The organism is Paralimibaculum aggregatum, from assembly GCF_030270585.1.
Taxonomy (GTDB): domain Bacteria; phylum Pseudomonadota; class Alphaproteobacteria; order Rhodobacterales; family Rhodobacteraceae; genus Thermohalobaculum; species Thermohalobaculum aggregatum.
This window is the reverse complement of the sequence record NZ_BSYI01000033.1, coordinates 24362-35709: the sequence shown is the minus strand read 5'-3', so window position 1 is coordinate 35709 and position 11348 is coordinate 24362. Positions and strand designations below refer to the sequence as shown.

The following is an 11348-nucleotide window of genomic DNA, read 5'->3' as shown; positions in this document are numbered from 1 at the left end:
CGGGCAGCGACCCGGACGAGCAGCGCGGCGGCTCGCCGCACGAGGGGAGACTTATGGCAGACAGCGACGTGATTTCACCGGTGACCGGCACCGTCTGGAAGCAGCAATGCGCCGAGGGGCAGCAGGTCACGGAGGGCGACACGCTCTTCATTCTCGAGTCGATGAAGATGGAGATCCCGGTCGAGGCACCGGCCAGCGGCACCGTCAGCCGCCTCGCGGTGGCCGAGGGGGCCTCCGTGGACGAGGACCAGGTCCTCTGCGTGATCGCGTCATGAGCGGGCAGGCGGCAGGCGTGGCGGCGGCTTCCGCCGCGCCGGCGGACGCGCCGGACGCGCCGGCGGATCCGCTGGACGAGCTGGCCTTCCGGCGCGCCGAGTCGCTCAAGATGGGCGGGCCGGAGGCGATCGAGCGGCAGCACCGCGCCGGCCGGCTCACGGTGCGCGAGCGCATCGAGCGGCTCGGCACCGGGTTCCGCGAGCTCGGCCGGCTGACCGGCACCGGCACCTATGACGCGAACCAGCGGCTGCAATCGGTGACGCCGGCGCCCTATGTCTGCGGCCTGCTCGACATCGAGGGGCGGCCGGCGCTGGTCGGCGGCGAGGATTTCACCGTCCGCGGCGGCACCACCTTCAGCGCCACCCGGCGCAAGGGCGGGCAGGGCGGCCTCGTCGAGGATTTCGCCTATCACTACAAGCTGCCGCTGGTGAACCTGATCGACGGCGCCGGCGGCACCGTCGGCTCCATCGAGAAGCGCGGCCACACCGTGTTTCCGGGCGTGCACGGCTTCGAGCGCTCGGTCTCGCTGCTCGGCCGCTCGCCGGTGGTCTCGGCGGTGCTCGGCACCGCGGCGGGCGGGCCGGCGGGGCGGGCGATCCTCTCGCATTTCTCGGTGATGGTCCGCGGCACCAGCCAGATCTTCGCCGCCGGCCCGCCGGTGGTGAAGCGCTCGCTCGGGCAGGAGATCGACAAGGAGGCGCTCGGCGGCGCGGCGGTGGCGGTCGACAAGGCCGGCACGATCATGAACGCCGCGGCGGACGAGGACGAGGCCTTCGCGCAGATCCGCCGCTTCCTGAGCTTCATGCCGGCCAATGTCTGGGAGCTGCCGCCGGTGGTGCCGACCGACGACCCGGTCGACCGCTGCGAGGACGCGCTGGCCGGCATCGTGCCGGAGAAGCGCACCCGGCCCTTCGACATGCGCAAGCTGATCGGCATGGTGGTCGATCGCGGCTCGGCCTTCGAGATCCAGCCGACCCACGGCAAGTCGGTGGTCACCAGCCTGGCGCGGCTCGACGGCCGGCCGGTCGGCATCGTCGCCAACAACCCGATGGTCTATGGCGGCGCGATGGATGCGAAGGCGGCGCGCAAGCAGATCCGCTTCATGCAGCTCTGCGACACCTTCCACATCCCGCTGGTGTTCCTCGTCGATGTTCCCGGCTTCATGGTCGGGCTGCGCGCCGAGGAGAACGCGACCCTGCTCGAGGGCATGCGCGTGGTGCATGCCGCGGCGCAGGCCAGCGTGCCGACGATCACCCTGGTGATCCGCAAGTGCTACGGCATGGCCGGCATGGCCACCTGCAACAAGAACGATGTCGATCTGAAGCTGGCCTGGCCGTCCGGCGAATGGGGCTCGCTGCCGATCGAGGGCGGCGTGGCCGCGGCGTTCCGCAAGGAGATCCGCGCGGCCAAGGACCCGGTGGCCCGCGAGCGGGAGATCGAGGCGCGGCTCAAGCCCTTCGCCTCGCCCTTCCGCACCGCCGAGGCCTTCGCGGTCGAGGACGTCATCGACCCGCGCGAGACGCGCCCCGTGCTCGCCTCGCTGATCGCGCTCGCCGAGACCCGCCTGAAGCAGGATCTCGGCCCGCGCCAGACCTTCGCCTTCATGCCGTAGCGCGGCGGCGGAGCCAGGCATGGCCCGCCCGGGCCGTGCCGACCACCGGGAGCATCAGACTTCCGGGTCGTCCGACAAAAAGGGAACTTGGGAGGAAAACATGAACAAGGCAGTCACGCTTGCCGCGCTCGGGCTCTGTGCCGTGCTCGGCCTGTCGCAGGAGGCCGGCGCCAAGGACCGGATCGCCTTCGGCACCACGGCGCTCAGCTCGGTCCACTACACCTATTCGGTGGCCGCCGCGAAGGCGATCAACGAGCATGAGAGCGAGGCGCTCGACGTCACCGTGATCTCCACCGGCGGCGCGGTCGACAACCTGCAGCGCATCCGCCGCGACCAGATCGACATGGGCCTCGGCACCTATGCGACGATCTACCAGGCCTACAAGGGCATCGGCAAGTTCGAGGGCAACGCGATGCCCGAGCTGCGCGCGCTCTGGGTCCATGCCCCGGCGCTGCAGGCCTGGGTGGTGCGCGAGGATTCCGGCGTCAGCGACCTGCAGGGCCTCGCCGGGCAGCCCTTCACCCCGGGCCAGCGCGGCTCGGCCACCGAGCAGCTGGTGATCCAGATGCTCGAGGCGCTCGAGATCGAGCCCGACATGCAGCGGCTCAGCCTCGCCGATGCGGTCGACGCGGTGAAGGACAACCGCTCGATCGGCTATGCCAAGGCCGGCGGCACCGCCTCGCTCGACGGCACCACGCTGGAGCTGCAGACCTTCACGCCGATCCGGCTGCTGAGCTTCTCCGAGGCGGAGGTGGAGACGGTGCGCGCGGCGCTGCCCTTCATCGCCTTCCGCAGCTATGCCGATGGCGAGGTCGCGGGCTTCGGCGCCTTCACCGCGCCGGTGCAGGTGATCGGGCAGTTCACCACCGCCAGCGCGATGACAGATGCGCAGGTCGAGGCGGTGCTGACGGCGATCGTCGACGACACCGAGATCCAGGCCAATGCCTTCCCCGGCTTTGCCAAGCTCGACGTCGCGCGCGACAGCGTGGCGCTGGTGAGCATCCCGCTGCATGCCGGCGCGGTGAAGTTCTACCGCTCCCGCGGCATCGAGGTGCCCGAGGCGCTGATCCCGCCCGAGATGCAGTGACGCCGCGCGCCTTCGCCCGGCTCCGGCCGCGGCGAGGGCGCTCCCTGCACCCGCGAAGGCTTGGCCTGTGCAACGGATGGATGAGACTATGCCCAGAGACAATGATGCGGCCGGGGCCGGGGTCGCGCGGCGGGGCACCCTGCGCCCGCTCCTGATCGGCCTCGGCCTCGTCTTCGTGGCCTTCCAGATCTGGACGGCGGGGTTCGGCCAGTTCCCGCCGCTGGTCCAGCGCTCGGCGCATGTCGGCCTCGGCCTCGCCATCGGGTTCCTGTTCGTGCTCTCGGAGGCGGACCGGATCGCCCCGGGGCGGCGGGCCGGATGGCTGCGCGTCGCGGCCGGCCTCGGCGCTGCCGCGGTGCTGGTCGCCTGCGGCTACATCGTCTCGCAGGAGAGCCGGATCACCGAGTCGTTCGGGGTGATCGCGACGCCGACCGAGATGGCGCTGGCGACCCTCCTGGTGGTGCTGGTGCTGGTCTCGGCCTGGCGCACCACCGGCCCGGCGCTGCCGCTGCTGGCCGCCGGGATGATCGCCTACACGGTTCTCGGCGACCGCATCGAGGGCAGCTGGGGGCATACCGGCTTTCCGCCGATCTTCCTGATCGAGCACCTCTACCTCGGCACCGAGGGCCTCTGGGGCACGGTGACCGGGCTCTCGGCCAACCTGATCTCGATCTTCATCATCTTCGGCTCGTTCCTGCTGGCGACCGGGGCGGCGCGCAGCTTCATGGACATCGCGCTCCTGGTCGCCGGCCGCCGGCCGGGCGGGGCGGCCAAGGTCGCCACCGTGGCCAGCGCGATGTTCGGCATGCTGAACGGCGCCGCGGTGGCCAATGTCGCGACCACCGGAAACTTCACCATCCCGGCGATGCGGCGGCTCGGCTACCGGCCGGCCTTTGCCGGCGCGGTGGAGGCGACGGCCTCGTCCGGCGGCCAGCTGACCCCGCCGATCATGGGCGCCGGCGCCTTCGTGATGGCCGAGTTGCTGGGCGTGCCCTATCTGACCATCGTCTATGCCGCGATCATCCCGGCCTTCCTGTTCTTCGCCTGCATCTGGTTCTCGGTCGAGATCGAGGCCCGCCGCGAGGACATGAAGGCCTTCGATGCCGAGGATGTGCCGACGCTGCGCGAGGCGCTGGCGCCCGGCCGGATCGGCCCGCTGCTGGCGACCCTCGGGGTGACCCTCGGCGCGATGTTCAGCGGCAACACGCCGGCGCTCGCGGCCTTCTACGGGATCGTCACCAACATCGCGCTGTTCCTGCTGATCGGGCCCTGGACGGTCGACGGGCTGAAGGCCAAGCTGGCGGCGCTGCTCGAGGGCGCGACCGGCGCCGCACGCAACATCGTCAACATCCTCGCGCTGCTGGTCTGCGCGCAGATCGTGCTGTCGCTGATCGGGCTGACCGGGCTCGGCATCAAGCTCAGCCACAGCATCGTCGCGGTCGAGGCGCATGGCGGCCTGCTGTTCGGCACCGTGCTGGCGATGATCGTGGCGCTGATCCTCGGCATGGGGATGCCGACCACCGCGGCCTATCTGCTGGCCGCCGCGGTCGCCGCGCCGGCGCTGATCTCGCTCGGGGTGGAGCCGCTGGTGGCGCATTTCTTCGTGTTCTACTCGGCGCTGCTCTCGGCGCTGACGCCGCCGGTCTGCACCGCGGTGTTCACCGCGGCGGTGATCGCGGGGACGCACTGGTGGCCGATCTGCCTCTCGGCGATCCGGCTGGCGGCGATGAAATACGTGCTGCCGTTCTTCTTCATCTTCCGCGAGCCGGTGCTGCTGCGCGGCTCCTGGCTGGAGATCGGCTGGACCGTGGTGATCGGCCTCGCCGCCTCGATGGCGCTGGCGATCGGCGCCGGGCGGTTCTACACGGCGCCGGTGCCGGGCGCGGTGGCGGTGGTGCTGGTGCTCTCCGGCATCGCGGTCGCCTCGGGCTGGCTGATCGCCGACATCCTGCTGCTCGTGGTCCTTGCCGGGGTCATCGCCGTCCAGCGCGGCGTGTTCTCCGGCGGGGCGCTGGCCCGCGCCGCACAGCGGAAATAGGCGGCGAGCCCCGAGCCGCCGCCGCCCCCACCCCTGCCGAAACGAAGTGAGATCCCATGCCGATGTTCCCGAAAGTCCTGATCGCCAATCGCGGCGAGATCGCCTGCCGCATCATCCGTGCCTGCCGCGCGCTCGGCATCCGGGCAGTTGCCGTGCATTCCACCGCGGATGCGGACGCGATGCATGTCGCCCTGGCCGACGAGGCGGTCTGCATCGGGCCTGCCCCGGCGCACGAGAGCTATCTCGATGCGGCGGCGCTGATCCGGGCGGCGCGGGAGACCGGCGCTGCGGCGATCCATCCGGGCTATGGCTTCCTCGCCGAATCCTCCGGCTTCGCGGCGCAGGTGGCGGAGGCCGGGCTGGCCTGGATCGGCCCGGCGCCGGAGACCATCGCGGCGATGGGCGACAAGAGCCGGGCCCGCGCCATCGCGGCGGAGGTCGGGGTTCCGGTGCTGCCGGGCAGTCCGGCGGTCGATCCCGGCGATCCGGCGGGGCTCGCGGCGGCGGCGGAGGCGGTGGGCTACCCGCTGCTGGTGAAGGCGGCGAGCGGCGGCGGCGGCATCGGCATGCGCGTCGTCGAGACGCCGGAGCGGCTCGCGGAGGTGGTCGGGGCCACCGCCTCGATGGCGGCGAAATCCTTCGGCGACGGCACCGTGTTCCTCGAGCGCTATGTCGGCCGCGCCCGCCATGTCGAGGTGCAGGTGTTCGGCTGGGGCGACGGCCATGCCGTGCATCTCGGCGACCGCGACTGCTCGCTGCAGCGGCGCTTCCAGAAGGTCGTCGAGGAGGCCCCGGCGCCGGATCTGCCCGAGGCGACGCGGCAGCGGATCCGGGAGACCGCCGTGGCGCTCGCCGCGAGCGTCCGCTATGCCGGCGCCGGCACCGTCGAGTTCGTCTATGACGTCGAGAGCGGCGAGGCCTTCTTCCTCGAGATGAACACCCGCATCCAGGTCGAGCATCCGGTGACCGAGATGGTCACCGGCGTCGATCTCGTCGGCTGGCAGATCCGCCAGGCCGCGGGCATGCTGCCGCCGGTGGCGCAGGAGGAGATCCGCCTTGCCGGGCACGCCGTCGAGGTGCGGCTCTGCGCCGAGCGGCCGGAGAAGAACTTCCTGCCCGCGCCCGGCAGCATCGCGACGCTGGACTGGCCCGAGCCGGCCGAGGGCCTGCGCGTCGATACCGGGGTGCGGGCGGGCGATGCGATCTCGCCGCACTACGATTCGCTCGTCGCCAAGGTGATCGTGCAGGGGCCGGATCGCGCCGCCGCGCTGGCTCGGCTGGCCGCGGCGCTGGACCGGGTGGAGATCGGCGGCATCGCCACCAACCTCGCCTTCCTGCGCCGGGTGGTCGACGCGCCCGAGCTCGTCGAGGCCCGGATGACCACCGGCTCGCTGCTCGAGATCCGGGAACGGGAGCGGGCCGCCGAGCGCGGCGCGGCCTGACGCCTCAGCCGTCGGCGAGGGCGCGGATGCGCTCCGCCAGATGGGCGGCGAAGCCCTCGGCCGCATGGCTCAGCATGCGGCCGCGGCGCTTGGCGAGCATCAGCCGGGCCTCCGGCAGCCAGGGCTCGGCGAGCCGGCGCATCGCGAGCCGCGGATCGACCTCGGGCGTCAGGCCCACCGGGATCTGGAAGCAGACCGCCTCGTCGAACAGCACGTACTGGCGCATCAGCTCGAAGCTGTCGGCCTCCACCGCGGGGGAGACCTGCCGGCCGCTGCGGCGCATCCCCATCTCCAGCACCGAGCGCATGCCGAAGGGTTCGGTCGGGATCACGCAGGTCTCGGCAAAGCACTGCTCCAGCGTCACGGTCTCGGCCGCCGCCAGCCGGTGGCCCGCGGCCATCACCGCATGGATTGCCATCGGCACCTCGGCGATCACCTCGAGCCCGCCGAGATGCACCGGCTCGAGCACCAGCGCCAGCTCGCTGCGGAAATCCGCCAGCTCCTGCTCGGCCGGGGTGCGCCCGGGCATGTAGATGCTGAAGGTGACCTCCGGGTTGCCCCGGCGCCAGGCGGCGATCTCCAGCGGCAGCAGATAGGCCTGCAGCGCCGGCGAGGCGGCGATGGAGACATGGCCCTTCGCGGTGCCGGTCTCGGCGCCGGCCTGCGCGCGGATCCGGTCGAGCTCGGAGAACTGGTCGAGGATGTGGTCGAGCAGCAGCCGCCCCGCCGGGGTCAGCCGCACGCCGCGGGCATGGCGCTCGAACACCGGCGCGCCGAAATCCTCCTCGAACTGGCGGATGCTCCGGTTGAGCGCCGAGGCGGTGATGTTCAGCGGGTCGGCGGCGCGGCGGATCGAGCCGACCGCAGCCACCGTGCGGATGATCCGGTAGATCTCGAGATGGCGCATCGTCGTCTCCCCCCACGTGTGAGTGCACGCATTCCGTCACCGCTCCGCGCGAAACATAGCAGCAGAACGAGACGCTGCGAGCCCCTAGATAGACGGTCGAGCCTCTGTGCCGGTGCGATCGGTCAGGGAACGCAGCCATTTGGAGCGAGGAGAAACGACGGTGCTGAGCGCGCAATATGCCACGGTGAACGACTGGTCGACGGGGTTCCAGGGAGCCATCACGCTGACGAATGATGCCGGCGCGGCGGTGGAGGGCTGGCGCGTGAGCTTTCGCGCCGGTTTCGAGCTGACGCAAATCTGGGGCGCGCGCATCGTGGCGCGCGAGGGCGACCTGATCACGGTGGAGAACCTCTCCTGGAACGCCGCGCTGGCGCCGGGCGAGGCGCTCTCCTTCGGCTTCCTCGGCGCCCCGGGGGGCGAGGCCGCGCTGGTCTCGGAGCTCGAGGCGGCGGCCGGGGAGACCGGCGAGCCGGTGCTGCCGCTGGTCTCGGTGGCGGATGCGGAGGTCTCCGAGACCGACGGCATCGCCGCGCTGACCCTCACCCTCGACCGGCCCTCCGACAGCCCGGTCAGCGTCACGGTGCAGACCCTTGCCGGCAGCGCCGATGCGGCGGATTTCCGCCCCGTCTCCGAGGTGGTCGTCTTCGCGCCCGGCGAGACCGAGGCGGTGGTCTCCGTCGAGATCCTCGACGACGATCTGGTCGAAGGCCCGGAGACGTTCACGCTGGCGCTGAGCGGTGCCGAGGGCGCGACCATCGCCGACGCCTCCGCCACCGTCACCATCCTGAGCGACGATCGCCCCGAGCCGCCGACGATCTCGGTGGCCCCGGTCGAGATCGCCGAGGGCGACCCGCGCACCGTCGCGGCGGCGGGCTGGTTCTCCACCGAGGGTAGCCGCATCGTCGATGCCGCGGGCAACGAGGTCACGCTCACCGGGGTCAACTGGTTCGGCGCCGAGACCACCCGCGGCGCGCCGGACGGGCTGCACACCCGCAACTGGCAGGACATGATGGACCAGATGGCCGAGCTCGGCTTCAACACCATCCGGCTGCCGTTCTCGAATGACGCGCTGCGCGAGGGGGCCGAGGCGCACAGCATCAACTATGCGCTCAACCCCGATCTCCAGGGGCTCTCGCCGCTCGAGATCATCGACCTGATCGTGGACTATGCCGGCGAGATCGGCCTGCGCATCATCCTCGACAACCACCGCAACGCCGCCGGCGACGGGGCCTCTTCCAACGGGCTCTGGTATGGCGAGGGGGTCTCGCAGGCGCAGTGGGTGGCCGACTGGGCGATGCTCGCCGAGCGCTATGCCGACGACCCCACGGTGATCGGGATGGATCTCTCCAACGAGCCGCATGGCGCGGAATGGGGCACCGGCAACCCGGACCGGGACTGGCGGCTCGGCGCCGAGGCGGCGATCGAGGCGATCCACGAGGCGAACCCGGAGGTGCTGGTGCTGGTCGAGGGCATCGGCGGCAACTACTGGTGGGGCGGCAACCTCTCGGGGGTCGGCGCCAACCCGGTGCGCCTCGAGCAGGAGGACAAGCTGGTCTACAGCCCGCATGCCTATCCCAACTCGATCTATTCGCAGCCCTGGTTCTCCGACCCGGACTTCCCGGACAACCTGCCGGAGATCTGGGACCAGTACTGGGGCTACATCGCCCGCGAGGGGATCGCGCCGGTGCTGGTCGGCGAGTTCGGCTCGCGCTTCGAGGACCCCAAGGACGTCGCCTGGATGGAGGCGTTCATCCCCTATCTCGACGAGCTCGGCGCGAGCTGGACCTTCTGGTCCTGGAACCCGAACTCGGGCGATACCGGCGGCATCCTGGCGGATGACTGGCAGACCCCGATCGCCGGGAAGCTGGAGGCGCTGGCCCCGATCCTCGGCGGCGACCTGAGCGCGGAGCCGGGCGAGGGCGGCATCGACACGATCACCGAGGTCGCGGTGCCGGTCACCCTCTCGGCGCCCTACGATGCCGAGGTGCGGGTGGACTGGCAGACCGCCGATGGCACGGCGCGGGCCGGGGTCGACTACGAGGCGGCCTCGGGCACGCTGGTCTTCGCCCCCGGCGAGACCCGGAAGGTGATCACGCTCGAGGTGGTGGCGGATACCGCGGCGGGGCCGGACCGGGCCTTCTCGGTGCTGCTCACGGGCGCCGAGGGCGGGGTGCTGGAGACCGCCGAGGCCACCGTCACGATCCGCGACGACGATGACGCGGCCGCCGAGCTGCCGGCGCTCGCGATCTCGGATGCCGCGGTCGGCGAGGGCGACGGGGAGGTGCTGGTCGAGCTGCATCTCGATGCGCCGTCGGACGAGGCGGTCACCGCCACCGTCACCGCGCGCGCCGGCACCGCGGGGGAGGGCGACTATGCCTTCGCCCCGGTGGAGGTGGCGTTCGCACCGGGGCAGACCGTGGCCAGCGTCGCGGTCTCGGTGATCGACGATGCGCTGGTCGAGGGCGACGAGCATTTCGACCTGGTGCTCGGCGAGGTCGAGGGCGCCGAGCTCGCCGACGGCACCGGCCGCGTCACCATCGCGGACAACGATACCGATGGCGGCCCCGGCGGCGGCACGGGCGGCGGCACGGGCGGCGATGACGGGCTGACCGGCAGCATCGCCATCGACGATGCCTGGAACGGCGGCTTCGTCGCCCGCGGCGAGGTCTCCAATGCGGGCACGGCGGCGCTCGACGGCTGGACCTTCGAGCTCGTCACCGAGGCGCAGATCACCAATATCTGGAACGCCACGATCCTCGGCCACGAGGGCGACACCTACCTGCTCGGCAATGCCGCCTACAACGCCGAGCTGGCGCCGGGGCAGGCGGTCGACTGGGGCTTCCAGGCTGCGGGCCAGGCCGATCTCGGGCCGGACGCGCTGCTGTTCTGACCGCGGGTCCGGTCTCGGGGCGGGGGGAGGCTGGCCTCTCCCCGTCCCGGCCTCTCCCCGCGCCCGGCCTCTGCCCGAAGGCTCAGGCCGCGTCGCCCAGCGCGGCGGCGATCTGGTTGGCGAATTTCAGCGCGGCGACCGGCAGGGTCCGTCCGCGCAGATGCCCGAGATAGAGCTGGCCCCCCGCGACATCCTTGCCCGACAGCGGCACATAGGCGAGATCGGGGCGGGCCAGCTCGTTGAGCCCCACCGGAATCTGGAAGCCGATCGCCTGGCCATAGGCGGCGCAGTGGCGGATCATCTCGAAGGACTCGGTCTCCAGCGCCGGTTCCAGCGGCCGGCCGATGCGGTGCGCGGCGGCATCGAGCAGCACCCGCACGCCATATTGCCGGCCCGGCAGCAGCAGGTCGTAGTCGAGGCATTCCCGCAGCCGCAGCTCGCGGCGCGCGGCCAGCGGATGCGCCCGCGACATCACCGCGAGCACCGGCTGGGCGACGACGTGGAGCACCTCGAAATCCACCATGTGCGCCGGCTCGTAGACCAGCGCGATGTCGCTCTCGAAGTTCACCAGGTCCTGCTCCGCCTGGATCCGGTCGCGGACATTCACCGAGAAGGTCACGGCCGGGAAGTCGCGCCGGTAGATCGAGATCTGCCGGGGCAGGAAATAGGGCAGCAGCGCCTGCGAGCAGGCGATCTTCACATGGCCGCGGCGCACGCCGGATAGATCGGCCACCTGCGAGTGGATGCGCGCGAGGTCCTGCCGCTGCGAGCGGATATGGTGCAGCAGCAGCTCGCCCGCCGGGTTGAGCCGCATGCCCCGGGGCAGCCGCTCGAAGATCTCCGAGCCGAACTCCTGCTCGAAGGCCTGGATGCGCCGGTTGAGCGCCGAGGCGGTGATGTTGGTGTCCTCGGCCGCCTTGCGGATCGAGCCGGCGCGGTGCACCGCCTCGATCATGTCATAGACCATCAGATGCCGCATGATCGCCTCTTGCGCTGCATTTTTTGCACCGATCCTCTGAATTCATAGCACTGGAACGCAGCGGCGGGCCACTCCACGATCATGCGCGACGGTTTCTCGCACCAGTCCGAAAGGTAT

At 71.4% G+C, this 11348-nt stretch carries 8 protein-coding genes; 6 read left to right on the top strand and 2 right to left on the bottom strand.

Annotated elements, in window-relative coordinates; all coding sequences use genetic code 11:
• The first annotated feature begins 53 nt into the window (after positions 1-53).
• The 5 genes from QSJ97_RS17520 (at position 54) to QSJ97_RS17500 (ending at position 6455) form a co-directional block, all read left to right on the top strand.
• Positions 54-275: an acyl-CoA carboxylase biotin carboxyl carrier protein subunit gene (locus QSJ97_RS17520; RefSeq protein WP_285673313.1), complete on the top strand. Its 222-nt coding sequence runs from the start codon at positions 54-56 to the stop codon at positions 273-275.
• Positions 272-1888, top strand: coding sequence for an acyl-CoA carboxylase subunit beta (locus QSJ97_RS17515; RefSeq protein ID WP_285673312.1), 1617 nt, complete (start codon positions 272-274; stop codon positions 1886-1888). The genes QSJ97_RS17520 and QSJ97_RS17515 overlap by 4 nt, the downstream gene beginning before the upstream one ends.
• Before the next feature lie 100 nt (positions 1889-1988).
• Positions 1989-2975 carry a TAXI family TRAP transporter solute-binding subunit gene (locus tag QSJ97_RS17510; RefSeq protein ID WP_285673311.1) on the top strand — a complete coding sequence of 329 codons (987 nt, stop codon included), beginning with the start codon at positions 1989-1991 and terminating at the stop codon, positions 2973-2975.
• Between the two features lie 88 nt (positions 2976-3063).
• Complete coding sequence (locus QSJ97_RS17505) at positions 3064-5013, top strand: TRAP transporter permease (RefSeq protein ID WP_285673310.1); 1950 nt, start codon at positions 3064-3066, stop codon at positions 5011-5013.
• A gap of 62 nt (positions 5014-5075) precedes the next feature.
• Positions 5076-6455, top strand: a complete 1380-nt coding sequence (locus QSJ97_RS17500) for an acetyl-CoA carboxylase biotin carboxylase subunit (RefSeq protein ID WP_285673308.1) — start codon at positions 5076-5078, stop codon at positions 6453-6455.
• A 4-nt stretch (positions 6456-6459) separates the two neighbouring features.
• Here the strand turns inward: QSJ97_RS17500 and QSJ97_RS17495 are convergent, their stop codons facing one another.
• On the bottom strand, positions 6460-7362 hold the full coding sequence (locus tag QSJ97_RS17495) for a LysR family transcriptional regulator (RefSeq protein ID WP_285673307.1): 903 nt from the start codon (positions 7360-7362) through the stop codon (positions 6460-6462).
• A 160-nt stretch (positions 7363-7522) separates the two neighbouring features.
• Here QSJ97_RS17495 and QSJ97_RS17490 point away from each other — a divergent pair, with 160 nt between their 5' ends.
• Entirely contained in the window at positions 7523-10252 is a 2730-nt protein-coding gene (locus QSJ97_RS17490) for a cellulase family glycosylhydrolase (protein ID WP_285673306.1), read from the top strand.
• A gap of 82 nt (positions 10253-10334) precedes the next feature.
• Here the strand turns inward: QSJ97_RS17490 and QSJ97_RS17485 are convergent, their stop codons facing one another.
• Positions 10335-11231, bottom strand: a complete 897-nt coding sequence (locus QSJ97_RS17485; protein ID WP_285673305.1) for a LysR family transcriptional regulator — start codon at positions 11229-11231, stop codon at positions 10335-10337.
• Between the last annotated feature and the right edge of the window lie 117 nt (positions 11232-11348).

Coding starts and splice junctions, on each gene's coding strand:
- QSJ97_RS17520 (WP_285673313.1), top strand. CDS start 54: ATGGCAGACAGCGACGTGATTTCACCGGTGACCGGCACCGTCTGGAAG.
- QSJ97_RS17515 (WP_285673312.1), top strand. CDS start 272: ATGAGCGGGCAGGCGGCAGGCGTGGCGGCGGCTTCCGCCGCGCCGGCG.
- QSJ97_RS17510 (WP_285673311.1), top strand. CDS start 1,989: ATGAACAAGGCAGTCACGCTTGCCGCGCTCGGGCTCTGTGCCGTGCTC.
- QSJ97_RS17505 (WP_285673310.1), top strand. CDS start 3,064: ATGCCCAGAGACAATGATGCGGCCGGGGCCGGGGTCGCGCGGCGGGGC.
- QSJ97_RS17500 (WP_285673308.1), top strand. CDS start 5,076: ATGTTCCCGAAAGTCCTGATCGCCAATCGCGGCGAGATCGCCTGCCGC.
- QSJ97_RS17495 (WP_285673307.1), bottom strand. CDS start 7,362: ATGCGCCATCTCGAGATCTACCGGATCATCCGCACGGTGGCTGCGGTC.
- QSJ97_RS17485 (WP_285673305.1), bottom strand. CDS start 11,231: ATGCGGCATCTGATGGTCTATGACATGATCGAGGCGGTGCACCGCGCC.